At 65.3% G+C, this 24,486-nt stretch carries 22 protein-coding genes; 9 read left to right on the top strand and 13 right to left on the bottom strand.

The genetic code is table 11. The features are described 5' to 3' along the window. Positions 1-257 precede the first annotated feature (257 nt). The 7 genes from HYH08_RS10155 to HYH08_RS10125 all read left to right on the top strand — a co-directional run bounded on the left by HYH08_RS10155 (position 258) and on the right by HYH08_RS10125 (position 8,167). Complete coding sequence (locus tag HYH08_RS10155; RefSeq protein ID WP_220009632.1) at positions 258-1,208, top strand: ABC transporter permease; 951 nt, start codon at positions 258-260, stop codon at positions 1,206-1,208. Next, positions 1,205-2,098 (top strand): ABC transporter permease, encoded by an 894-nt coding sequence (locus HYH08_RS10150; protein WP_220009631.1) that lies wholly within the window; start codon positions 1,205-1,207, stop codon positions 2,096-2,098. The genes HYH08_RS10155 and HYH08_RS10150 overlap by 4 nt, the downstream gene beginning before the upstream one ends. A 2-nt stretch (positions 2,099-2,100) precedes the next feature. Then, positions 2,101-3,114 carry an ABC transporter ATP-binding protein gene (locus tag HYH08_RS10145; protein WP_220009630.1) on the top strand — a complete coding sequence of 338 codons (1,014 nt, stop codon included), beginning with the start codon at positions 2,101-2,103 and terminating at the stop codon, positions 3,112-3,114. Further along, the gene (locus HYH08_RS10140; RefSeq protein ID WP_220009629.1) at positions 3,111-4,112 is read left to right on the top strand and encodes an ABC transporter ATP-binding protein; all 1,002 of its coding nucleotides are present in this window, start codon (positions 3,111-3,113) and stop codon (positions 4,110-4,112) included. The genes HYH08_RS10145 and HYH08_RS10140 overlap by 4 nt, the downstream gene beginning before the upstream one ends. Before the next feature lie 54 nt (positions 4,113-4,166). Continuing rightward, entirely contained in the window at positions 4,167-5,663 is a 1,497-nt protein-coding gene (locus HYH08_RS10135) for an ABC transporter substrate-binding protein (protein ID WP_220009628.1), read from the top strand. A 363-nt stretch (positions 5,664-6,026) separates the two neighbouring features. After that, positions 6,027-7,703, top strand: a complete 1,677-nt coding sequence (locus tag HYH08_RS10130) for a methyl-accepting chemotaxis protein (protein ID WP_220009813.1) — start codon at positions 6,027-6,029, stop codon at positions 7,701-7,703. A gap of 2 nt (positions 7,704-7,705) precedes the next feature. Beyond that, the gene (locus HYH08_RS10125; RefSeq protein WP_220009627.1) at positions 7,706-8,167 is read left to right on the top strand and encodes a hypothetical protein; all 462 of its coding nucleotides are present in this window, start codon (positions 7,706-7,708) and stop codon (positions 8,165-8,167) included. On the opposite strand, the gene HYH08_RS10120 is transcribed toward HYH08_RS10125, so the two are convergent. Continuing rightward, positions 8,081-9,034 carry a helix-turn-helix domain-containing protein gene (locus HYH08_RS10120; protein WP_220009626.1) on the bottom strand — a complete coding sequence of 318 codons (954 nt, stop codon included), beginning with the start codon at positions 9,032-9,034 and terminating at the stop codon, positions 8,081-8,083. The two genes, HYH08_RS10125 and HYH08_RS10120, sit on opposite strands and share 87 nt — an antisense overlap. A gap of 207 nt (positions 9,035-9,241) precedes the next feature. Here HYH08_RS10120 and HYH08_RS10115 point away from each other — a divergent pair, with 207 nt between their 5' ends. Further along, positions 9,242-9,826 (top strand): response regulator transcription factor, encoded by a 585-nt coding sequence (locus HYH08_RS10115; protein WP_220009625.1) that lies wholly within the window; start codon positions 9,242-9,244, stop codon positions 9,824-9,826. A gap of 46 nt (positions 9,827-9,872) precedes the next feature. Here HYH08_RS10115 and HYH08_RS10110 read toward each other — a convergent pair whose 3' ends face one another. The 10 genes from HYH08_RS10110 to HYH08_RS10065 form a co-directional block, all read right to left on the bottom strand. Then, on the bottom strand, positions 9,873-11,426 hold the full coding sequence (locus HYH08_RS10110; protein WP_220009624.1) for a hydantoinase/oxoprolinase N-terminal domain-containing protein: 1,554 nt from the start codon (positions 11,424-11,426) through the stop codon (positions 9,873-9,875). 6 nt (positions 11,427-11,432) lie between these two features. Continuing rightward, the gene (locus tag HYH08_RS10105) at positions 11,433-12,539 is read right to left on the bottom strand and encodes an S-methyl thiohydantoin desulfurase family protein (RefSeq protein WP_220009623.1); all 1,107 of its coding nucleotides are present in this window, start codon (positions 12,537-12,539) and stop codon (positions 11,433-11,435) included. Beyond that, positions 12,536-13,222, bottom strand: a complete 687-nt coding sequence (locus HYH08_RS10100; protein ID WP_220009622.1) for an AroM family protein — start codon at positions 13,220-13,222, stop codon at positions 12,536-12,538. The genes HYH08_RS10105 and HYH08_RS10100 overlap by 4 nt, the downstream gene beginning before the upstream one ends. A gap of 4 nt (positions 13,223-13,226) precedes the next feature. Continuing rightward, the gene (locus HYH08_RS10095) at positions 13,227-14,297 is read right to left on the bottom strand and encodes an ABC transporter ATP-binding protein (protein WP_220009621.1); all 1,071 of its coding nucleotides are present in this window, start codon (positions 14,295-14,297) and stop codon (positions 13,227-13,229) included. Beyond that, on the bottom strand, positions 14,294-15,352 hold the full coding sequence (locus tag HYH08_RS10090; protein WP_220009620.1) for an extracellular solute-binding protein: 1,059 nt from the start codon (positions 15,350-15,352) through the stop codon (positions 14,294-14,296). Before HYH08_RS10090 ends, HYH08_RS10095 begins: the two co-directional genes overlap by 4 nt. A 23-nt stretch (positions 15,353-15,375) precedes the next feature. Then, the gene (locus HYH08_RS10085; RefSeq protein ID WP_220009619.1) at positions 15,376-16,236 is read right to left on the bottom strand and encodes an ABC transporter permease; all 861 of its coding nucleotides are present in this window, start codon (positions 16,234-16,236) and stop codon (positions 15,376-15,378) included. Between the two features lie 8 nt (positions 16,237-16,244). Continuing rightward, positions 16,245-17,120, bottom strand: a complete 876-nt coding sequence (locus HYH08_RS10080; RefSeq protein WP_220009618.1) for an ABC transporter permease — start codon at positions 17,118-17,120, stop codon at positions 16,245-16,247. Continuing rightward, complete coding sequence (locus HYH08_RS10075) at positions 17,117-17,899, bottom strand: IclR family transcriptional regulator (RefSeq protein WP_220009617.1); 783 nt, start codon at positions 17,897-17,899, stop codon at positions 17,117-17,119. Before HYH08_RS10075 ends, HYH08_RS10080 begins: the two co-directional genes overlap by 4 nt. A gap of 179 nt (positions 17,900-18,078) precedes the next feature. Next, complete coding sequence (locus HYH08_RS10070; protein WP_220009616.1) at positions 18,079-18,714, bottom strand: alpha/beta hydrolase; 636 nt, start codon at positions 18,712-18,714, stop codon at positions 18,079-18,081. After that, positions 18,711-19,649: a ring-cleaving dioxygenase gene (locus HYH08_RS10065; RefSeq protein ID WP_220009615.1), complete on the bottom strand. Its 939-nt coding sequence runs from the start codon at positions 19,647-19,649 to the stop codon at positions 18,711-18,713. Before HYH08_RS10065 ends, HYH08_RS10070 begins: the two co-directional genes overlap by 4 nt. Before the next feature lie 130 nt (positions 19,650-19,779). Between HYH08_RS10065 and HYH08_RS10060 the strand changes: the two genes are divergently transcribed. Then, on the top strand, positions 19,780-20,670 hold the full coding sequence (locus tag HYH08_RS10060) for a LysR family transcriptional regulator (protein ID WP_220009614.1): 891 nt from the start codon (positions 19,780-19,782) through the stop codon (positions 20,668-20,670). 25 nt (positions 20,671-20,695) lie between these two features. Here the strand turns inward: HYH08_RS10060 and HYH08_RS10055 are convergent, their stop codons facing one another. Together HYH08_RS10055 and HYH08_RS10050 are read right to left on the bottom strand one after the other, a co-directional pair. Next, entirely contained in the window at positions 20,696-23,386 is a 2,691-nt protein-coding gene (locus HYH08_RS10055) for a hybrid sensor histidine kinase/response regulator (protein WP_220009613.1), read from the bottom strand. Then, positions 23,383-24,426 carry an ABC transporter substrate-binding protein gene (locus HYH08_RS10050; RefSeq protein WP_220009612.1) on the bottom strand — a complete coding sequence of 348 codons (1,044 nt, stop codon included), beginning with the start codon at positions 24,424-24,426 and terminating at the stop codon, positions 23,383-23,385. Before HYH08_RS10050 ends, HYH08_RS10055 begins: the two co-directional genes overlap by 4 nt. Between the last annotated feature and the right edge of the window lie 60 nt (positions 24,427-24,486).

Here is a 24,486-nt window from a genome sequence, read left to right as displayed (position 1 = left end):
TGCCGGTCCCGTCATCCTGAGGTGCGAGTGGCGCGATGCAAAGCATCGTGCCGGGAGCCTCGAAGGATGAACGGCCGAGCTGGCAGCCGGGCCGTCGCCCTTCGAGGGCCGCTGAAGAAGCGGCCACCTCCAGCGACAACGGCTTCGCCGTTGCGCGGGGGTGACGGTGATGGAGCGCCTGTGCTCTCGCAAAGCCCTTGCGTCGGCTGTCCGGACATGGTGTTCGTGCGGCCGATGAGCCCTGACCCCGAGCGCGCATGAGCGTATTTCTCCTCCGACGTCTGGTGACCCTGCTGGCGACGCTGATCGGCGCATCGCTGATCATTTTCCTGGTGCTGGACGCGCTGCCGGGCAATGCCGCGCAGATGCTGATGGGCGCCGATGCGTCGGCCGACGCGGTCCGCGCCCTCACGGTCAAGCTCGGGCTCGACCAGCCGCTGGCGGTTCGCTATCTGCAATGGATCAAGGGCCTTCTGGTCGGGGATCTCGGCAACTCCTACGTCTACGGCACGCCGGTCGCCAGCCTGATCGCGGAGCGGCTGGTGCTGACCATTCCGCTCGCGATCATGTCGATGCTGATCACGGTGACGCTGGCGCTCTCGGCCGGCATCTACACCGCCGCCAATCACAACAAGCTCGGCGATGTCGGCGTGATGTCGCTGACGCAAATCGGCATCGCGCTGCCGAACTTCTGGTTCGCGATCCTGCTCGTCCTCCTGTTTGCGGTGCGGCTGCAATGGCTCTCGGCCGGCGGCTTCGCCGGCTGGGAGGATGGCATCTGGTCGGGAGTCAAATCGCTGCTGCTGCCGTCGATCTCGCTGGCGGTGGTGCAGGCCGCGATCCTCGCCCGCGTCACCCGATCGGCGGTGCTCGAAGTGCTGCGGGAAGACTTCGTCCGCACCGCCCGCGCGAAAGGGCTCGGCAAGCGCGAGGTGCTGTGGAGCCATGTGCTGCGCAACGCCATGATCCCCGTAATGACGGTGATGGGCCTGCAATTCGCCAACCTGCTCGCTGGCACCATCGTGATCGAGAACGTGTTCTACCTGCCGGGCCTCGGCCGCCTGATCTTCCAGTCGATCGCCAACCGCGACCTGATCGTGGTGCGCAATTGCGTGATGCTGCTCGCGGCCATGGTCGTTATCGTCAATTTCATCGTCGACGTGCTCTACGCCTATATCGACCCCCGCATCAAGGTGCATGACCTGTGAGCGCGCCCTCGACCCATTCGATTGATGCACCTGCCGCAACGCGACGCCTGCCGGCAAAGACCTTCTGGGGCCGCGCGCTGCGCCATCGCAGTTTTGTCTTGGGCGGCTCGTTGAGCCTGCTTGTTCTCGCCTCGGCGCTGTTGTCGCTGGTCTGGACGCCGTATTCGCCCTACGAGATCGACATCGCCTCAAAGCTCCGGTCGCCCTCGGCGGAGCACTGGCTCGGCACCGATGCGTTCGGTCGCGACACCGTCTCGCTGCTGCTCGCCGGCGCCCGTTCCACCATCCTTGTCGGCATCATCGCGGTCAGCATCGGTCTCACCTGCGGCGTCTGTCTCGGCCTGATCGCCTCGGCCAAACGCGGCTGGACCGAAGAGATCATCATGCGCTTCTCCGACTTCACCTTCGCCTTTCCGGCGGTGCTCTCGGCGATCATGCTGGCGGCCGTCGTCGGGCCGGGCATGGTGACCTCGATCATCGCGATCGGCATCTTCCAGATCCCGACGCTGACTCGCCTGACGCGCGGCTCGGCCAATGCGATCTGGGCGCGCGAATTCGTGCTGGCCGCCCGCGCCGCGGGCAAGGGCAAATTCCGCATCACCATTGAGCACGTCTTGCCGAACATCCTGTCGATCCTGATCGTGCAGGTGACGATCCAGTTCGCCCTCGCGATCCTCGCGGAAGCCGCGCTGTCCTATCTCGGCCTCGGCACACAGCCGCCGCAGCCGTCCTGGGGCCGCATGCTGAACGATGCGCAGACGCTGCTGTTCCAGTCGCCGATGCTCGCGGTCTATCCGGGGGCGGCAATCGCGGTCGCCGTGCTCGGCCTCAATCTGCTCGGCGACGGTCTTCGCGATCTGCTCGATCCCCGGCTGGCGCGGGAGCGATGACGATGGCTGATCCCAAAGTCACTCCGCTGATCGACGTCAGCAATCTTGGCGTCCGCCTCAACACCAGCCGCGGGCCGGCGCAGGCCGTGCGTGGCGTCAGTTTCGCGCTCAGGCGCGGAGAGACCCTCGGCCTCGTCGGCGAGTCCGGCTGCGGCAAGTCGGTCACCGCGATGTCGCTGATGGGCCTGTTGCCGGACAGCGCCGTCGTCACCGGCAGCGTCAAGCTCGATGGCAGCGAGCTCGCCGGCCTGCCTGATGCGGACTATTGCCGCCTGCGCGGCAACCGCATCAGCATGATTTTTCAGGAGCCGATGACCGCGCTCAATCCGATGCACACGATCGGTCATCAGGTCGCAGAACCCTTGCGGCGTCACAAGAAATATTCCGCGGCGCAGGCGCGCCGGGAAGCGATCGCCTTGCTCGACCGCGTCGGGCTGCCGGACCCCGCCAGGCGCGTCGATGCCTATCCGCACCAGTTCTCCGGCGGCCAGCGCCAGCGCATCACCATCGCGATGGCGCTCGCCTGCGAGCCGGATCTTCTGATCGCGGACGAGCCGACCACCGCGCTCGACGTCACCATCCAGGGCCAGATCCTCGACCTCATCGCCGATCTCGTCGAGGAGCGAGGCATGTCGATGATCCTGATCTCGCACGATCTCGGCGTCATCGCCGAGAACGTGCAGCGCATGATGGTGATGTATGGCGGCACCGTCGTCGAGAGCGGGCCGACCGACGAGGTGTTCCGCCGCATGGGCCATCCGTACACGCAAGGGCTCTTCCGCGCCCGCCCGAAGCTCGGCGCGCGCAAGGGGACGCGGCTGACGACGATTGCGGGCACCGTGCCGGAGCTCGCCGATCTGCCGCCCGGCTGCGCCTTTGGCGAGCGCTGTCCGCTGGTCCTGGACAAGTGCCGCGCCGCGCTGCCGCCAATGGTCGAGGTCGGCCACGGCCACGTCGTGCGCTGCGTGCGCACCGATGTCTCGATGGCCGCCAATGTCCGAGCGCTGCCCGCATGAGCACCGCGCCCCTTCTTGACGTCAAGGATCTCGAGCAGCGTTACACGCTGCCGCGCGAGAGCCTGTTCCGCCCACCGGGCCAGGTGCGCGCGCTCAATGGTGTCAGCGTGCAGGTTCAGGCCGGCAAGAGCCTCGGCATCGTCGGCGAGTCCGGCTCCGGCAAGTCCACCTTCGCGCGCGTGGTGATGGCGCTGGAGCGGCCGACCTCGGGGCAGGTCGCTCTGCTCGGCCGCGATCTCAATCAGATTTCCGGCGATGAACTCCGCCGTGCCCGCCGCGATTTCCAGATGGTGTTCCAGGACCCTTACGGGTCGCTCGATCCGCGCCAGACCATCGCGCGCATCGTTGCCGAGCCTCTGACCGTGCTTGACGGCGCCGACCGCACCACATTCCGCGATCGTGTCGCGACGGTACTGCGCCAGGTCGGCTTGCGCGATGCCGATATGGACAAATATCCGCACGAATTCTCCGGCGGCCAGCGCCAGCGCATCGCCATCGCGCGCGCGCTGATCACCCAGCCGAAGCTCATCGTCGCCGACGAGCCGGTCTCCGCGCTCGACGTTTCCGTGCAGGCGCAGGTGCTGAACCTGATGCAGGACCTCCAGGAGCAGTTCGGCCTCAGCTACGTCCTGATCAGCCACGACCTCGCCGTCGTCGACTATCTCTGCGACGAGGTCGCGGTGATGTATCTCGGCCGGATCGTCGAGCAGGGGCGGCCCGAGGATCTGTTCGAGCGTTGCGCCCATCCCTATACGCGGGCGCTGCTGGATGCCGTGCCGCGGGCACGCGCAGGTGGCCGGCGCCGGCGCGGAGCCCAGGCCATCGCCTCGCAGTCGGCGACGTCCGCCGGCTGTCCCTATATCGCGCGCTGCGCGCTGGCCGACCAGCATTGTCGGGAGGCGCTGCCTGAGCTACGCAGGGTGGGCGAGGGGCACCTCGCCGCCTGCCACAAGGCGGAAGCCGTGATGGCGTTGCCGCCGGCGGCCATGGAAGGTTAGTGTCCGAAGCAGGACAGGCGTAATCTGGAAAGACAGAGGGCCGGAGAGTTGGGCATGTTCAAGAAATTATCGATCATCGCATTGGCCGCCGCGCTCGCCGCAGCGCCGCTGCCGGTTCTGGCGCAGAGCAAGAAGGACAGCGTCGTCATGGCGATGGCGCTGGAGCCGCCGGGGCTCGATCCCACCAATGCCGCCGCGGCCGCGATCGCCGAGGTCACGCTCTACAACATCTACGAGACTCTGACCAAGATCAACGAGGATGGCAGCACGTCGCCGCTGCTGGCGGAGAGCTGGACCGCTTCGCCTGACCTCAAGACCTACACCTTCAAGCTGCGCAAGGGCGTCAAATTCCAGAACGGCGAAGCGTTCGATTCCGCCGCCGTCAAATTCTCGTTCGAGCGCAACGCGGTGCCCACCAGCACCAATAAGGACAAGAGCCTGTTCCAGAGCTTCGAGTCCGTTGCCACGCCGGACGCCGACACGGTCGTGATCACCCTGAAGAATTCCGAGCCCAACCTGCCGTTCCTGCTCGGGCAGGCGAGCGGCTCGATCGTCGAGCCGAAGAGCGCGGCCACCAACGTCACGCAACCGGTCGGCACCGGGCCCTATCAGCTGGGCGCCTGGGCCAAGGGCTCCTCGATCACCCTGAACAAGTGGGCCGACTACCGCAACGCCGGCGCGATCAAGCTCTCGAAGGTGACGATCCGCTTCATCTCCGATCCCGCCGCTCAGGTGGCGGCGCTGCTGTCGGGCGATGTCGATGCATTCCCGCGCGTCGCCGCGGCGCGCGCCTTGCCCCAGTTCAGGTCCGATCCGCGCTTTGCGGTGCTGGTCGGCGGCTCCAAGGCCAAAACCATCGTCGCATTCAACCACCGCAAGAAGCCGCTGGACGACGTCCGCGTCCGCCGCGCCATCATCGCCGCGATTGACCGCAAGGCCATGATCGACGGCGCCGTCGACGGCTTTGGCACGCCGATCGGCAGCTTCTACGTGCCGGGTTCACTCGGCTATGTCGACACCACCGGCATCAACCCTTACGATCCGGAGAAGGCCAAGAAGCTGCTTAGCGAGGCCGGCGTCACCACCCCGCTCGAGCTGTCGCTGAAGCTGCCGCCGCCGTCCTATGCGCGGCAGGGCGGCGAGATCGTCGCAGCCCAGCTCGCCAAGGTCGGCATCATCGCCAAGATCGAGAACGTCGAATGGGCGCAATGGCTGTCGCAGGTGTTCGCCGGCAACGGTCCGCATAATTTCGACCTCACCATCGTCAGCCATGTCGAGCCGTTCGACCTCGTCAAGCTCACCGAGCCCGACTACTATCTCGGCTACAACAACGAGGCCTACAACGCGCTTTACAAGCAGATCGTCTCGACGCCGGACGAAGCCGCCCGCGCGAAGCTCCTCGGCGACGCCCAGCGCATGCTCGCCACCGACGCCGTCTCCGCCTACCTCTACCAGCCCCAGCTGATCACCATCACGGCCAAGAAGCTGAAGGGCGTCTGGAAGGACGTGCCGCAGTACGAGAACGATTTCTCGACCTGGTATTGGGAGTAGGCGGCGGCCATTTCAGTCCGGTCGCAACGCGGAGGCCTCTCCCTTGGAGAGGCCTCTTTTTTGCGGCTGTCTCCAACAAAATTCGAAAACAACCCCATGCACAGTAGGCGGGGTCAATCAATTCAATGGCTTGCCAGCGCTCCTCGGGGATTGCGCCGGACGCCGGGCGGCGAGGACCCGTCGGGCAAAACAGGAGCATGATAGCAGGTTCGGAAAATCAGAAATAGCGGTTTGATGGCTGTCAGGCTAACATTTGTTAGCTTCGCCCCGTACTTACACGATGGTCGCCGGTTAGCTTTCGTCAACCAACTCGAACAACGATGCCCGCGTGTTTTATTAAACCTTTTGCTTGCCGGAGCAAACATGCGCCTCACTGTCAAAGCCACTCTTCTTGGAATTGTCGCTCTGCTTATTGTCTTGCTGACGGGACAAGCCTGGATGGCTCTATCCCGCGCCGCAGCGATCAACGCAAACGCTGAAGACCTTGCCACCAACTGGCTGCCCGCTACCAAGGCGCTGGGGGACGTCAAGTTCTGGGCAACCCGTGTTCGGGTCGTAGGTGCTCGCCTCGTCATGACGGCGGACCCGTCCGAGCGTCGCGCGGCGGAATCACAGCTGGCCCAGTTCCACGTGAACCTCGACAAGGCCGCCAAGCTCTATGAGCCGACGATGGTGTCTGCCGAGGAGAAGGCACTTTGGAGCGCTTTTCAGGAGAAGTGGAAGCTGTACAAGGTCGAGCAAGAACGTGTCCTGAGGATCGCCGCGACAGATCCAGCCAAAGCGGTTAGTGAGTTCAATGGGCCGGCCAATGCCGCGTTCAACGAGGCTCAGGCTGCAATCGATGCGGATGTCGAATTCAACGAGAAAGGCGCAGCGCAGGCTGTAAACGATTCCCGAAGCACCTATTCGTTTGCCAAGATCGTCACGTTCTCGCTCGCCGCAATCGCGCTCGTTATCGGAGTGATAGCCGCGTTCTTCGTCCTGGTCCGCGTGACGACGCCGCTGCAGCGGCTGAACGGCACGATGCGGACGATTGCCGACGGGAAGCTCGAGACCGACATCGTCTATACGGCGCGGAATGACGAGATCGGAGACATGGCGAAGGCGCTGCTCGTGTTCAAGGAAAACGGCTTGCGCGTCCGCCAGATGGAGGACGAGCAGAAGGCGAGCGAGCAGGCCGAAGCAAGACGCCGCAAGCAGGAGATGGAAAAGCTGGCCAACGAGTTCGAGCACGCGGTCGGCGAGATCGTCGATGCGGTGGCCTCTGCCTCGACCGAGCTTGAAGCGTCCGCCAACACGCTGACCGGCTCTGCGACCCGAGCCCAGGAAGTCACCACGACGGTTGCCGCCGCTTCCGAGCAAGCCTCCGCCAACGTGCAGTCGGTCGCGAGTGCAACGGAAGAACTTTCGACGTCGGTGAACGAGATCGGACGGCAGGTTCAGGAATCGGCGCGGATGGCCAGCGAAGCGGTCGGTCAGGCCAAGAGCACCATGGACCAGGTCGGCGAACTGGCGCGCGCCTCGACGCGGATCGGAGACGTCGTAGAGCTGATCAACACCATCGCCGGCCAGACCAACCTGCTGGCGCTGAACGCGACGATCGAGGCGGCGCGTGCGGGTGATGCCGGACGAGGATTCGCCGTGGTCGCTTCCGAGGTCAAGGCATTGGCCGAGCAGACTGCGCGCGCAACCGGCGAGATCGGCCAGCAGATCACCGGCATCCAGGCCGCGACCCAGGAGTCGGTCAGTGCAATCAAGGGCATCAGCGGCACGATCGAGCGTCTTTCCGAGATATCCTCGACGATTGCCGCCGCAGTCGAGGAACAGGGCGCGGCGACTCAGGAAATTGCCCGCAACGTCCAGCAGGCCTCCCAGGGTACGCAGCAGGTCTCCTCCAACATCGTCGAGGTGCAGCGCGGCGCCACCGAGACGGGCGGAGCCTCGAGCCAGGTGCTGTCCTCCGCGCAATCGCTGTCGGCGGACAGCAACAGGCTGAAGGCGCAGGTGCAACGGTTCCTTTCAACCGTCCGCGCCGCCTGATCATGCACTCGGTCGCGCCCGATCAACGTCGGGCGCAATCCCTCTCGCTCAAGCATCCATGGTCGAAGATGCTCAACGTGACAACCCTGCACTTCAGTGAATCTCTTGCCCAGTATCGTAGCATCGCGGCCGATCTCATCGCGCAGAGCGAAGAAACCCGGCAAAAAGCGGTGGCATACGCACACTGCTTCGAAAACTTGGAGGAGATCATCGCCTCGTTGAACGGTTCCAAACGGCACGGCTACCGCATCCGTTTCCGCGCGCTTCAGTGCGAGCTGAAGGCCGCCGTCGACGAACTGATGCTGCTGGAGCAGCAGCTTGTGGACATCAGGCGATGCCTCGCTCAGCAAGCCGTAGCCGCATCCCATGCCGTCGCATCAGCCTCGCTCCCTGCGTCGGCGAAGGTCGCTGGGCAGCATCCCGTAGGCTCGCTTGAAGCAGCGGCTGAAGTGCGTCAGGTCTGAGAAGCCCCAGCCGAGCGCGATTTCGCTGACGGAGCGGTGGGCGAGGCTCGGATCTTCGAGCGCCTGCCGGCATCGAGCTAGCCGTTTACTCTGCACCAACCGCATGAGCGAGCTGCCCTGTTCTGCGAGGAGCTTGTTGGCTTGACGAACGCTGATTCCGACAGCCTCGGCGATCCGCTCCGGATCAAGACCGGCGCTGTGCAGTCTTGCTTCGATGGCGCGATGGATGCGCCAGATCAGTTGTGATTTGTTGGGCGAAATATGCGCTGTCCGATTGGTGACGTTGCCAAGCGACAGCGAAATCAGGTCGACCGCGTGCGTCGCGATCATCTCTGCGCTGGAGCTTTCGATTGTGCCGCTCAGCATCCCCAGTTTCGCCGCGAACAACAGGGTCAGGTGGTCCTGAGGACAGGATGGCGTGATGTGGCTGGCCGCGATGTCGAGGTTTCTGCCAAGGCGTCCTTCCAGTTCCGCGCGCGGAACCTTGATGATCAGGACGGATGGCTCATCTAGGAAGTGCATGGTGTGGGCACGCCGGGGATCGACGCAAAGCAGGGAGCCAGTCTCCATGGACACACGCCGATCCCGTTGCTCCAGCAGGACCCGGCCCGTAAGGGAACAGAAAACCAGGATCTCGTTGGGGTTCGCGTGATCGGCATGCCGAGCCGTGCAGGCCACCTCGAGCGGAGAGTTGCGCGAGCTCACGAGACCCAGCGAGCCCACGCGGCCGACCGACAGCTCGGCCTCGAAGCTGTCGCGCGACGGTGTCCACGAATCATGATCGGCGACCCGCTCGCGGGTGGCAAATTGCCAGTAGTCGAAGCGGTCCCGTGGATGCACGGCCGCGGTGGAGAATGCGAGCTCCATCGATCTCCTCCCTATTCCTTGTCAGCCGAGCGATTGGGCCCGCCCGGCCGAGCGCGCGCTGTCTTCTCCGACTAGGCTGCTTCGCAACGGCCCCCTACGACCGCCGCGCATGCGATGCGCTGATCGTCCTTTGACACGAGGCATATGGATCGCGCGAGACGTAATTCTACGGATGCCGCTCACGCCAGCGCGCCCGGACTGGTCCTGGTGCTCGATGACGAGCCGGGAATTTGTCAGACTATATCATCCGTCCTGTCTCGGGCCGGGTTTGATGTCGAGTGCTCCAGCGATCCGCTAGCCTTCGTGGGCGCTTGCCTGGAGAAGACTCCGAGCTGCATTCTCATCGATCTCGTTCTGCCAGGCGTCACCGGACTGGATGTCCTGAGGGAGCTTCGGAGCAGGGCGTGTCAGGCACCGATCGTGATGATCTCGGGCCAAAGCGATATCGCGACCGCGGTCGCTGCGATCAAGCAGGGTGCCTTCGATTTCATCGAGAAGCCTTTCCGCGGCAGCGAACTCGCGTCGCGCATCAGCGCTGCGGTCCACACCCGGAATAACGGGACAACGCGTTCGATCTTTCACTTCCCCGGATGTCCCCCGCTGACCATGCGCGAGCAGGACGTTCTTACAGAGCTAATCGGGGGACAATCGACCGCGGATATAGCCGCTCGCCTCGAGCTGAGCCCGCGGACAGTCGAAAGTTATCGGGCCAACATCATCCGCAAGATCGGCGCCAGAAATCCGGTCGAGATGGTTCGACTTGCGATCGAGGCGCTGCGGAAGAAGCCCTGAACGGCCTGGCGTCTCCCGCGCAAATAAAACGGCGGCAACGCGCCCTCTACGCCGCCGCCGGCAGATCCGGATCCGCGATTGCCCCCGCCACCCGTACCCTCACACGTAGCGCATTGCCGGGCAGATAGGCGATCGGCATGTCCTCGACATCGACGGTCTTGAGGCTGTCGCGCGCGGCACCTGCCTGCACCGCACGGTCCGCAGCGATGTCGCGTGCGGCTGCGATTGCGTCCTCGCGGCTGAGATCGCGGAACACCTGGTCGGCTTCGCCACTGACCTGCGCGATCGCGGCCCCCACCGCATTGGCGCAGTCGCCATGCGGCACCCGCACGATTTCCGAAATGCCGGGCAGTCGATCCGGCACCAGGAAGGCGCCGCCGCCGACCGCGAGCAGCGGCACGTCGCCGGCTTCGGTCTTCATGCGGTCGATGTCCTCCTCAAGCTTGCGCCAGGCATCGCGCAGCGCGGCATCGATCAGCCGCTTCGGCAAGTTCGCGACCCGCGAGCGGTCACCAATGTCGATGAGGCCCGCCGCAACTGCGATGTCGGTCGCCGTGAGCCGCGAGCCGCCGAACACCAGGGCATCCGACGTCAGGCGATAGCCGACGCTGAGCGGGCCGACGCGGACCGGGTCCTCGTCGACATGGCTGCCGCCGCCGAGTCCGATCGAGAGCAGGTCGGGCATCCGGAACAGCGTGCGCACGCCGCCGACCTCGACCACGGCATTGGCCTCGCGCGGAAAGCCGTGACGAAGCTGGCCGATGTCGCTGGTGGTGCCGCCGACGTCGACGACCATGGCGTCGTCGAGGCCGGACAGATGCGCGGCGCCGCGCATCGAGTTGGTCGCGCCGGAGGCGAAGCTCATCACCGGAAAGGCGGTGGCGATTTCGGCCTGCATCACCGTGCCGTCGTTCTGGGTCAGGAACAGCGGCGCGTCGATGCCGCTGTCGGCGATCGCCTTGCGGAAGGCCGCGACGGTGGTGACGGCGAGGTCGTGCAGGGACGCGTTGAGCAGCGCGGCATTCTCCCGCTCCAGAAGTCCGATGCGGCCGAGGTCGTGCGACAGCGTCACCGCGACATCAGGGCAAATCTCCGCGAGGATTTCACGCGCTGTCGTCTCGCAGGAGGGATCGAGCGGAGAGAAGCTCGAGCACACCGCGACCGAACGCAGGCCTGCGTCCTTGATCTTTCGCGCGGCGTTCTTGAGGCCGGCGGTGTCGAGCGGCATGAACGGACGGCCATCGTAGTCGTGGCCGCCCTCCAGCATGAAGATCTCGCCATCGACGAGGCTCGCGAGATCCGCCGGCCAGTCGCAGAACGGCGGCAGCGAGGCGCTGGCGGGCATGCCGATGCGGATCGCGCCGATCTTCTGCACGTGGCGGCGCTGCACCACCGCGTTGATGAAATGCGTGGTGCCGATCACGACCGCGTCGACCTTCACCGCGGCCGAGGGCTCGGCGCGGAGCGCCTTGAGCGCGTCGAGGATGCCCGAGGTGACGTCGGCCGTGGTCGGACGCTTGACGGAATGGACGACCTTCTCGTCGACGATCAGCACGGCGTCCGTGTTGGTGCCGCCGACATCGATGCCAATACGCTTCATGGGATCTTAAGCTCCGGCCGCAGCAGGCGAGAAGAGGGAACAGAAGTCGAGGTCATAGCCGAAGGCGCGCGGGCCGACGAATTCGAGGCCTCGCGGGCTGGTCAGCACCGCCGGGGCGGGCAAGGCGACGACGGTGACGCGCTGGCCGTAGCGGATGGTCTCGGTGCCGATGCCGTGGCCGTTGACGCTGTCGAGCACGCAGATCAGATCGGGGGAGGTCGCGATCGCCTCCTCGCCGCGCCAAGCCACGATCCATTCGTTCTGGAACGAGAGCTTCAGCTTGGTGCCGCGATCGGCATCGCTGCCGTCGACCATCGCGGTGCCGCGCAAGAATCCCTCGGTGGTGCGGCGGGCGACGTCGACGATCTTGCCGGTGAACAGCTTCTTGCCGCCTTCGGTTTCGAGCAGCGCCGCGATCGGATCCTCGTGGCGTCGGTTCGCTTCCTGCACGGCGCGGCCAATCCGGATCGCCTTGGTGGTGGTAAAGTGGATGCCCCAGTCCTTGACCTCGCGCCCGGTGCGCGGCGCCTTGCTGGTGGAGGCGATCGAGCCCATCTCGACGCAGATCTTGCGGCTCGCCCGCTCCATCCATTTCCAGGTCGGCACTTTCGTCACGACCGCTTCGATGCCGCGGGGATCGTAGAGGGTGCAGGGATAGGGACGGAGGTCACCGATCGCGACCGAGGTCATCTGCGCTTCGGGGAAGGCGCGGCCCATGCAGTCGGCGTCGACCACGGGAATGCCGAGATGCGCAGCCGCCATCAGAGCCTGCACGCCGTTGCCGCCGCCGATTTCGACCGACATCACGGCGCGGAACTTGATGTTGTTGATCTCTTCCTGCATCCGCACCGCGCGCGCGATGTTGCGGCTGTCGGCGAGGCGCTCCTGTCCGACCAGCGGCGCGCCCATGTTGGAGACCACCGCGACCCAATCTTCGTCGTCGAGGTCGAGCGGCGACATCAATTGCACGCGGGTGCCTTCGGCATACAGCCGGCGCAGGTTGAGCAGGCCGAGATAGGGGCTGCCGCCGCCGCCGGTGCCGAGGATCCAGGCGCCGACCGCGAGCGCCTCGATCTCATCGAGGCTGATCGTCTTCAATTCCGCTTTGCTCACGACACCAGCTCCTCGACGATGCGGGCGGCGGCGGCGATGCCGAGGATGACGGGGCCGGGATAGGCGGTGCGCACGCGCGCCTTGTTGGCGCTGGTGTAGCTGATGCAGTCCATCACAACGAGATCGGGTTCGAGGTCCGCCATCGTGCGTGCGGCCTCATCCACCGCGGCCTCGTCCGAGCCGGGACGTAGCGTGATGCCGACCACCTCGACGCCGCCGCGCTGCCACTTCTTGTCGATCAGTGCGGTCTGTTCGGGTAGCGGCGAGAACACGCCGAGCCGTCCCTTCGGCAGCACCGCCTCGACGAGATTATGCAGGATCGCCGAGGGCAGGATGACGAGGCCGTCGGCCGCGAGGTTGGGGAATTTGCCGGTGCAGGCCATCAGCGTCACGCCGACGCCCTCGTGCTTGAAGCGGGTGATCTGCTGGCTGGCGCGCCGTTCGACCTCCTTCTTGCTGATGGTGACGCCGTCACCGTTCGGCAGCAGCGTGAACAGCGTGTCGTAGCCGTCCATCGGCGGGATGGCGTCAATTTCGGCGCGGCTCATGCCGTCGAGCGCGCCGCGCAGCTCGATCTGGACGCCGGGTGTCAGCACGGCGGCGATTTCGGCAGCGACGCTCGGGCGCGGGCTCTGGCCGATCACGACCACCCCGATGCGCTGGTGCTTCAATGGCATGTTCATGCGGTTAGTCCTTCAAGACGACGAGATCGGCCGGCGTCCACTCGAGGGTGGCGCTATCGCCGGGAACGAACAGGCGGCTCGTGCCCGCATTGGGCTGTTGCACGAGAACGCGATGGCCGCCTTCGAGCGTGACGCGGTAGAGCACGGCGCCGCCGAGGAAATTGGTGTTCTCGACGATGCCATGCGCGGAGCTGCCAGCCGCGATGGGGGCATCACCGCGCGGCGACAGACGGATCTTCTCGGGGCGCAGTGCGATGGAGAGAATGCCGGTGCCCTGCATCTCCGAGGGCGGCAGCGCGAGCATCAGGCCCTTGCCGACATCGAGGTTGGGGCCGGCGCGCTCGCCGCGCAAAATGTTGGTGTCGCCGATGAAGTCAGCGACGAAGCGCGTGGTGGGCTGGTTGTAGATCTCCGTCGGCGTGCCGACCTGCTCGACGCGGCCGCCGTTCATGACGGCGATGCGGTCGGACATCGCCAGCGCCTCTTCCTGATCGTGGGTGACGAAGACGAGGGTGAGGCCGAGCCTCTTCTGGAGCTGCTTGAGCTCGAACTGCATCTGCTGACGCAGCTTCTTGTCGAGCGCTCCGAGCGGCTCGTCGCAGAGCAGGACGCGCGGGGCGATGACGATGGCGCGCGCCAGCGCGACGCGCTGCTGCTGACCGCCGGAGAGCTGGGCCGGGCGGCGCTCTTCCATGCCTGACAGTTCGACCATGGCGAGCGCCGCTTTCACCTTCGCCGCGATGGTCACCTTGTCGAGCCCGCGCATGCGCAGGCCAAAGGCGACGTTCTCGGCGACGGTGCGATGCGGGAATAGCGCGTAGTTCTGGAACACCATCCCCATGTCGCGCTTGTGCGCGGGCACATGAGTTATGTCCGAACCGTCGACGCGGATCGCGCCCGCACTCGGCGTCTCGAAGCCGGCGATCATGCGCAGCGTGGTGGTCTTGCCGCAGCCGGACGGGCCGAGCAGGGAGAAGAACTCGCCCTGCCTGATGTCCATCGCGACCGCGTCCACCGCGCGGACGCCACCGTCATAGACCTTGCTGACGCCGGCGATTTCGATCGATGCGCTCATGCGCGGAAGATCCGGTTGACGCGCTGGTCGATCTCGTCCTTGCGCTCGTTGTACCACTTCCAGTCGACCTGGATCAGCTTCGAGACCTTCTCCGGCGTGGTGAGCAGCTTGGCGTCGTACTTGGCGTCGAGCTTGACCTTCTTGTTGGCCGGTGAGTACCACACGGTCTCGGCGAGGCGCTTCTGCACCTCGGGGCGGAGCATGTAGTTGACATAGGCGTTGGCGAGCTCCTTCATCTTGCTGCCGGGCGTGATGGTCAAAACCTGCTCCAGCGACAGCACGCCTTCGCTCGGCGATACGAAATCGGTCGGCTGGTTCTGGCCGTCATAGCGGTAGATGCCGGAATCGTGGATGACGCAAAGGCCGACTTCGCCTGACAGCAGCATCTTCTCCATCGCGCCGGTGAAGTCGACGATCTTGATCGGCTTCAGCTTCTCAAGTGCCGCATAAGCCGCATCGAGATCAGTCTGGCCCTTGCCGAACAGCGTGCCGCACATCATCAGGAAGGCCTGGCCGAGGCTGTTGACCGGGATGACATAGCCGCCGCGGACGCCGTTGTACTTCGCGTCCCACAGCTCCTTCCAGGAGGTGACGCCGCCATAGCCCTTGTCGGTACGCATGCCGAGGCCAATGGCGCTGGTGAAGATCGAAACGCCGACGATCTTGTCGCTAATGGCGTAGGGATAGACGTCGGCGAGGTTCGGCACGAGTTTTGGATCGATCTTCGGTTCGACCAGACCCATCTCGGCGGCGGCCCATTGCTCATTGGAATTGGTGTGCAGCACGTCGTAGATCGGCGCCGAGCGCGAACTCGCCTGCAGCTTTGGCAAGTAAGGGAAGGCGGAGTCGGTCTGGAGCTTGCACTTGAACTCGCTCTCGAAGGCGGGACCGATCTCGGCCTTCATGATGTCGCCCCACTTGCCGCCCCAACCGGTGATGCGCAATGTCGGATCGTCGGCGCGCGCGACATAGGGCGCGGCAATCGTGCCGATGCCGAGCGAGGCGCTCGCGGTCAGAAAGCGGCGGCGGCTGAGCGGTCCCATAGCTTTCATCATGTCTCGAATCCTTCGGGTGTGCGTTACAATTTGACGTAGGAGCGCAGGCCGACTGTGCGGTCGAGCCCGATGACGACGACAAAGGCGAGCACGATCGAGACGACGGAGGCGGCGCCGATGGTGCCGTCCAGATCGAACTTGAGATAATTGAACAAGGTGACCGGCAGCGTTTCGTTGCCGGGAGAGACAAGGAACAGCGACACCGGAAACTGGTCGAACGAGACGATGAAGGCGAAGATCGCCCCCGCCAGCACGCCCGGCTTGATCAGCGGCAGCGTCACCTCGAAGAAGATGCGCAAGGGGCTAGCGCCGAGATTCTGCGCCGCCTCCTCCAGGCGCGTGTCGAAATTGTGCAGCACGGCGAGTGTGGTGCGCACGACATAAGGCAGCGTCACCAGCGTGTGGCCGGCGACGAGGCCCCAGGTCGGCCGTCCCACGTCGAGCAATACATAGGTCTGGAACAGAGCAAGGCCAGTCAGGATCGCGGGCAGCATCAGCGGCGAGAGCATGGTCGCGACGATCAGCCGCGTGCCCGGCAGGTTGCCGCGCGCCAATGCCAGCGCGGCGGAGGCGCCGAGGATCGTCGCGGACAAGGTGGTGAGAACCGCGACCTCGAGGCTGAACCACAGCGCATGCATGAAGTCGCGCGAGGCAAAGAACTTCTCGAACCAGCGTAGCGACACGCCGACCGGCGGAAACTGGATGAACGGCGTCGGGTTCAGCGCGAACACGACGACGATCGCGATCGGCGCCAGCAGAAACACCAGGATGGCGATGTTGGCGGCGAGATAGAGGGTGCGGCCGTAAGGCCGGGTGGGCCTCGGTATACGCACAGACGCCGTCTGTTGTGCCGCGGGGAGCGAGGAGGAGGCCGTCGTCTGCATCGCCGGCCTCACTGCAATTCACGTTGGCCTGAGACGAGGCCAAGCGCGCGGTTATAGGCGATGACGAGTATGAGCGAGATGATCAGCAGCACGATGCCGAGCGCGGCGGCGAAGCCGACGTTGAAGTTCGCGGAGATCTGCTGATAGATCAAAATCGGCAGCGTCATAATCTGGAAGCCGCCGAGCAGGATCGGCGTGACATAGGCGCTGATCGCGAGCGCGAACACGAGCAGCGAGCCGGCGAGGATGCCGGGCAGGCTGAGCGGCAGCGTTACCTCGATGAACGCGCGGAAGGGGCTGGCGCCGAGATTTTCCGCAGCCTGCTCCAGCCGCTCGTCGATGCGGCCGATCACGCCTGTCAGCGTCAGCACCATGAAGGGAACGTAGATGTGGACGAGGCCGACCACGATGCCGGTCTCGGTGTACATCAGCTTCAGCGGCTGGGAGATGAGGCCGAGCGACATCAGCGTCTGGTTGACCACGCCCTTGTCGGATAGCAGCGTCATCCAGGCGAAGGTGCGCACCACGATGCCTGTCAGCATCGGCGCCAGCACCGCCATCAGCAGCAACGCGTGTCCGGTTCGGCTCTTGATGCGCGCCATCCAGTGCGCCAGCGGATAGCCGATGGCGAGCGCGACCAGCGTGGTCACGAGCCCGATCCGGATCGTGGTCCAGATCACCTCGAGATAAAACGGATCGTCGATCATACGGACGTAGTGACGCATGGTGAAGGCGACCTTCGGCATCACCACGGGATTGCCGGTCAGCACGCTCATCACCGCCATCAACCCGATCGGCAGGAAGAAGAACAGGGCGAACAACAGCGCGCTCGGCAGGATGAAGAGCGCAAGGCCGTTGGGACGCTGGCTAGCCGCCGTGCTCATCGCGTCCCCGTCCGGATGCGCGCGGCGTCCTGATCGAGCGGATCGCCGGTCAGTCGTCGCAATTTCGTGGCCATCGCGGCCAGCTCGCGGCGGACATTGGCGCGCTCGGCGGCGGTGGTGGCCTGCACCGAATAGGACACCGCGATCCCGACCATCTCGCCGGTCTCGCCGCTCTTCAGCGCAAAGCCCTGCGAACCCACGCCTTCGATCGATTCGTCGGCTGCTTCCGACAGGCCGGTGTCGCGAATCTCATTCAGACGCAGCATCAGCTGCTTGAAGTTTTGCGGCGAGTTGCGCGGCAGCTTTGGATAGGTCACGGGCACCCGCGCGCGGATGTCCTCGTCGGAAAGGCGGGCCAGCATGGCGCGGCCGTTCGAGGTCGCGAGCGCCGGCGTGCGTTGTCCAGGCGGATTGACGACGCGAAGCGGATTCGAGCCCGGCACGATTCTCAGCACGACCTGCTCGAAACCGTCGAGCACGGCGATGTAGCCGGTATGGCCGGTGCGGGCGCAGACCTCGCGCAATTCGCGCTCGGCCGTGCTGATGAGATCGTCATGGGCGCGGTGCAGCCGGCCGAGCTCGAAGGTGAGCAGGCCTGGCCGGTAGCGGCGGGTATGCGGGTCCTGCTCGAGCAGGCCGCAATCGCGCAGCGAGCGCAGAAGCCGCGAGGTCGAGCTCTTCGGCTTGCCCGTCAAAGCCATCACGTCCGCAAACGACAAATCCGGCCGCCCGCTGGAGAAGCAGCGGAGAATCTCGATCGCGTTGGTAAGGGCGCTCATTCAGGCAGGTCCACGTGAGTTCCAAATTTCGGAACCTTGTCCCAAATTTTAGGCCTGACGCCGGAACGGGCAAGCGGAAATTTCCGGCAGGGTGGTGCCCGATTGCGCAGCTGCGGCGGAAGGTCGCTTGTTGATGTGTGGACGCGGCGCGCCTGCAGGCGGTGCGCCGCGCCTTGGGATCAGGCCGCTTCGGCGGCGATGGCACCAATCCATTTGCGGGCGAGCGTCACGTCGGCTTGCGACAATTGATGGCCCGCCGGCAGGATCTTGTGCTCGACCAGCGCGCCAGCTTCGGAGAGCAGTGCTGCGAGCCGCGCCGAATTGCTTGCCGGCACGATTGGATCAGCCTGTCCGGACAGCAACAACACCGGCTTGCCCGCGAGCGTCGGCTTTACAAGATCAGCCCTGGGCGGATCCGACAACGGCACCATCGCGCGCAGCAGGATCGCGCCTGCCAGCACATCCGGTTTCAGCAGCAACAGCGCGGCAGCGATGTTGGCGCCGTTGGAAAAGCCGACCGCGACCGGGGCGGCGACGCCGTAGCGCTTGCGCGCATCCGCGATGAAGTCGCCGAGTTCGAGCGCGCGCTTGCGTACGTCGTCCTCGTCGAACACGCCTTCCGCAAGACGGCGGAAGAAGCGCGGCATGCCGTGCTCGAGCACGCGGCCGCGTGGCGAGAGCAGGGCAGAGCCCGGCGAGATCATCTTGCCCAGCCCGAGCAGGTCGTTCTCGTCGCCGCCGGTGCCGTGCAGCAGCAGCAGTGGGGGCGAGCCCGCGCTGGTCGCGGGCTCGAAACGATGGATGAAGTCGGTCATGATGCGGTCTCTTCCAGGTTCGGCAGCACGTCCTCGATCTGCTTGCGGTGCGGTTCGAGGAAGCTTGGCAGCTTCAGGTCACGCCCCAGCGTCGCGACGGGCTCGTCGACGGCGAAGCCGGGGATGTCGGTCGCGATCTCGAACAACACGCCGCCCGGCTCGCGGAAGTAGATCGAGCGGAAGTAGTTGCGATCCCGCTGCTCGGTCGGGCGCAGGCCATGATTGCTGACGAGCTTCTGTGCCATTACGCCCTGCTCGGCGTCATCGGCCGCGCGGAAAGCTATGTGATGCACCGAGCCGCCGCCCTGATGTCCGCGCAGAAAACCCTTGGCCTCGTAAATGTCGACGACGCTGCCTTCTGTATCGCCCGACGCCTTGAAGCGGATCACCGAACCTTCGCGGCCGGTCTCCTTGAAGCCGAACACGTCGGTGAGCACGGCGGCCGTCTTCGCCGCGCTGTCGAGCAGCAAGGTCGCGCCGTGGAAGCCGCGGATCGCATGCTCGGCCGGCACGTCGCCATTGCTCCAGCCGGGCTCGTTCTCGGCGCCGGGAATGCCGATCAGCGCGAGTGCCATGCCGTCAGGATCGGTGAACGGCAGTACGGATTCGCCAAAGCGCTTCTCGAGCGCCTCATAGGCGATGCCCTTCTCGATGAAGCGCTGCGTCCAATAGCCGAGCGAGCGTTGCGGCACGCGGAAGGCAGTCTGATGGGTCTCGCCGACGCCGCGGCGGCCGGGGGACACGCCGGCCCACGGGAAGAAGGTCAGGATAGTGCCGGGGCGGCCGGTCTCGTCGCCGTAGTAGAAGTGATAGGTGCCGGGATCGTCGAAATTGACCGTCTTCTTGACGAAGCGCAGTCCGAGATCACGGGTGTAGAAGCCGAAATTGCGGATGGGGTCGCCGGCGATCGCGGTGACATGGTGCAGTCCAGACATTGTCGTCCTCCTGGAAATCGGGGAGCGGTCTTGCTCTGGCCGGAAATATCATTCCGCTTTGGATTGGATACAATCCATGTAAATATGACGGCTATGTCTACGATTTGGAAACAATCGGGCGGGCCGGGCCTTGGATAAGGTCGCCAGCCTCCGGGCCTTCGTGAAGGTGGTCGAAAGCGGCAGCTTTGCCGAGGCGGGGCGGCAGCTGCGGCTGTCGCGCTCGGCGATCAGCAAATACATCGCCGACCTCGAGGAGAGCCTCGGCGTCCAGCTGCTGAACCGGACCACCCGCCACGCAAGCCCGACCGAGAACGGCCAGCGTTATTTCGAGCGCGCGGTTGTCATCCTCTCCGAGATCGAGGCCGCCGATCAGGCGGTGACGCAGGCCCAGTCCGCGCCGCGGGGCCTGTTGCGGGTCAACGCGCCGATGTCGTTCGGCACGATGCGGCTCGGGCCGGTGCTCGCCGATTTCATGAATGCATATCCGGAGCTTCAGCTCCAGATCGTGCTCAGCGACGATCTGCTCGATCCCGTCCAGGACGGTTTTGACGTGACGCTGCGGATCGCGGAGCTGGAATCGTCGAGCTTGATCGCGCGGAAAATCATGCCGGTGCCGCGCACGATCTGCGCTTCGCCTGATTACCTCGCGCGTCACGGCGTGCCAAAGCATCCGCAAGATTTGCGCGGGCATACGTCGCTCACCTACGGCTTCCTTCTCACCGGCAATCAGTGGAAGCTCACCGGCTCTGACGGCGACCACTGGATCCAGCCGGCCTGGTCGCTCTGCGTCAACAATGCCGAGGTGCTGCGCGACGTCGCGATCAAGGGCAGGGGGCTGGCGCTGCTGCCGGAGTTCATCGCGGCTGAAGCCTTGAAGAAAGGCGCGCTGCGGACGGTGCTAGACGATTATTCCGCACCGCCGCTCGCACTCTATGCAGTCTATCCGCCGACGCGCCACCTTTCGGTGAAGGTGCGGCTGTTCATCGACTTTCTGGTCGAGCGGTTTGGGCGAGAGGAGTAGCCATGCTTGCACGAATCGGTAGCGGCTAATTGACCGAGCGCTGCTCGAGAGGCGATAGCAGGTCGTCCAGCGCGCTCATCGAGGCCTTTTGGAGCGCGGCGAGGTCGCGCGCGGCACTTTGGCACTCGGATGTGGACGTCGAGGCTGCCGCCACCTCGACCTCGCGACAGCGCTCAAACAGCCGGACGAGGCCGAGTGCGCTCGCCGCGCTGCCGAGCTGGTGCGCGGATCGCACGAGCTGCTTGTGATCGCCGATCGCCGCGGCGTTCGCGATGTCCGCGATCAGCCTGTCGCTGGTCTCCTGGAGCAGATGATGCAGCTTTGCTATCTGCGGTGGGCCCAGCAGGTCCTTCTGCTCGTCGAGGAAATGCCGGTCGATCAACGCGCCCGCGGCAAGTTGGGCTGCAGCCGGCTCGTCCGGAGCGCCTTCGATCGCCTCGCGCAGGGCGCCGATGAGGATCGGCTTGCTGACGATCTTGGCGATGCCGGCGCGGGCCAGTCGCTCGCGGGCGCTGGCGGACACGTCGGCGGTCACGGCGATGATGCGCGGCATCTTCGGCAGATCGAGCTTGCTGATGCGCGAGGCCGCTTCGACGCCGTCCATGTCGGGCATGTGGAGATCCATCAGGATGACGTCGAAGGCGTGATCGCGGGCGAGTGCGACGGCAGAGGCGCCGTTTCCGGCAAGGGTGGGGCGGTGGCCGAGCCGGTTCAAAATAGCTTCGCCGACCTCGCGATTGACGGGATCGTCGTCGACAAGCAGCACGCCGAGCCGCCGCGATGGCGGCGCGATCGCGGCTTGCGCGAGACCGCTCTGCCCCCGGCCAAGCGGCACTTCAAGCGTGAACGTGCTGCCCGCGCCCGGTGTGCTCGCCACCGTCAGCTCACCGTGCATCAGGCGTGTCAGTCGCCGCGCGATGGCAAGGCCAAGGCCGGTGCCGCCGAACCGCCGCGCGATGCTGTCGTCAGCCTGCACAAAGTCCTCGAAGATGCGCTCATGCATGTCGGGCGCGATGCCGATGCCGGTGTCGCGAATGGTGATATGCAGCAGGACGTGATCGTCGAATAGCTCGGCGGACGCGGTCAGGCCGATGCCGCCGCGCGGGGTAAACTTGATCGCGTTGCCGATCAGGTTGAGCAGGATACGGTTGAGCCGGACGGGATCGCCGTGCACGGAGGTGCCAGCCGTCGCCTCGCAGGCGAGGTCGAATGTCAGGCCCTTGCCAAAGGCCTGCGGACGCATCAGGTCGGCGGCGGTCTCGATCAGCCGGTCAAGGCGGAAGTCCCTCGTCTCCAGCGCTTCGGTGCTGGCCTCCAGTCGCGCATATTCCAGGATGGCGTCGACCAGCGCGATCAGCGTTTCGCCTGAGGCTGCGGCCGTGGCGAGGTGTCGGCGCTGGGCGTCGCTGAGGTTGCCGTCGTCGAGCAATTGCAGCACGCCCATGACGCCGTTCAGCGGCGTGCGCAGCTCGTGGCTGACGACGGCAAGGAAGCGCGATTTGGTCTCGTTGGCCTGCACGGCGATGCTACGCGCGCGTTCGGCGGCGTCATGCTCGGCGAGGGCGTGGTCACGGGCCTTCTCGAGCTCGGAGGTACGCTCGACAACCTTGCGTTCGAGCGTCGCGTAGGAGTCGCGCAAATGCGCGGCCATCCGGTTGAACTGGTCGCCGAGCGCTTCCAACTCGTCGCCGGTCTTGATCGCGAGCCGCAGGCCGAGATCGCCGCTGCCGATCCGCTTCGCTCCTTGCGTCAGCATCTGAATCGGCACCGTCATGCGCCGGCTGAGGAAGAGAGACACCAGAATCGCGCCGGCAAGCAGGATGACCAGCAGAAAGGTCGAGCGGCCGATCGAGGCATAGATCGGCGCATAAGCCTCGCTGAGCGGAAGCTCGACGAACACCAGCCAGCCGAGCGAGGGCACCGTCGCATAGGTCGACAGCACGCGCTGACCGGACAGGTCCTCCTTGACAAGGCCGCCGGAGGGCGGCCCGACGCCGTCGAGCGCGGCGCGCACGTCCGCATGCGCGGAGAGATCGCTGCGTTGCAGCGCGGGCCACAAATCGGGATGCGCGATCAGCACGCCCATGCGGTCGACCACATAGGCCTTGCCCGTGTTGCCGACCCTGATGCCGGCGACGAGGTCCCAGATGAAGCGCAGATTGACCTCGGCGATCAACACATTCGGCGCAGGGCCGTTGCCGCGCGCGGCCAGCGTCATGAACGGCTCGGTGTCACCGAAGAAATAGACCGGGCCGTAATAGGCGCGGCTGTCATTGGCGCCGCGAAAGGCGGGCGAGCCCGAGAGGTCAGCCTTGCTGCCGATCCGGTCCGCGATGCGGCGCGATACGCGCACCTGCTCGCGGCCCTGGGCATCGACCTCGGCGATCTCCGCGATCGCGGGCGAGAGGCGCAACAAGCGGATCGCGTTGAGGCGGTCGTCCTCGTTGGTCGACAGCTCCGGAGGCAGGCGCGAGAGCCATCTGATCTGGTTCTCGATCTGGCCGATGAACTGGCCGATCTGGATCGCCGCGGATGCGGCCTGCTCGCGTTGGGTTGCCGCGAGCAGCTGCTTCTGCTCGCGATAGGAGAACCAGACGTCGAAGCCGGTGTTGATGGCGAGCGCGGCAAAGGCGAGGGCGACGATCGAGTAGAGATATTTGCGGAACAGCCGTCCGGGAGGCGTCCGCAAATAGCCCTGGTCGACCTGATCGTTCACTCGCGGATCTCGTCGGCGCGCGCCAGCAGCGTGAAGGGGATGGTCAGCCCGAGCGTGCGGGCGACCGTGCGGTTGATCAGCAGCTCGTATTTTCGCGGCGACTGCACCGGCAGATCACCGGCCTTGGTGCCGCGCAGGATGAGATCGACATAGTCGGCGGAGCGCACTTCGAGCGTCGGCCCGTAGCTCATCAGCCCACCGGCGTCCATGAAGTAGTGGAACGGATAGATCATCGGGACACGATATTTTGCCGTGGCCGCGATGATCGCCTGGCGGTTCACCACCAGGAAGCTGTCGACCAGCGAGATCATCGCGGCCTTGGGCGGCTCGGCAAAGCGGCTGATCGCGCCCTCGATCTCCGCCGGCTTGCCGACGGGGACGAGGACGACCTCGACCCGGGAGGTCACGGCCTCCTGCTCCAGCGAGTCGAGATAGTAGCGTCCGGCGCGCGGCGTGGTCGCCGGATTGAACAGCACGCCCACGCGCGCGATGTCAGGCACGGCTTCCTTGATGAGCTGAAGCCATTTGGCGCCCATCTCGGGCGTGCTGCTGGTGAAGCCGGTGACGTTGCCGCCGGGATGTGCGAGGCTCTGGACGAAGCCGTAGCCGACGGGATCGTTGGAGGTGGCAAACACGATCGGGATCGTCTTGGTGACCGCCAGGACCGCTGCGGTTTCACCCGTCGAGCCGGTCAGGATGACGTCGGGCTTGAGATCGATGATCTCCTGGATGGCGCTCTTCAACTTGTCGGGTCCGCCGAAGCTCGAGCGCAGCTCCAGGCGGAAATTGACCCCTTCGACCCAGCCGCGTTGCCTGAGGCCTGCGATGAGACCGCCAAGTCGCGTCGTCGCAGCTTCGGTCATGCTCCGTCTGGTCAGTTCGTCGTCGAGTGACAATGCCGTCAGCGAGGCGACAATGCGCACGCGATCCGACACTGCCCCTAACGCAAAAAATCCCGCAGCGGTTGCGCCCGCGAGCCGCAGGAAATCGCGGCGGGCGACCGCCGGCACAACGCGGGCAGGAGCGGTCCGCTCAGACATGAAATGTTTCGCGAAAATTGTCCCGGACCACGTGCATAACGCGAAAGCCTAATGACCACA

Source organism: Bradyrhizobium sp. BR 10289 (genome assembly GCF_019455385.1).
Lineage (GTDB): Bacteria > Pseudomonadota > Alphaproteobacteria > Rhizobiales > Xanthobacteraceae > Bradyrhizobium.
This window is presented reverse-complemented; position numbering and strand designations above follow the sequence as displayed.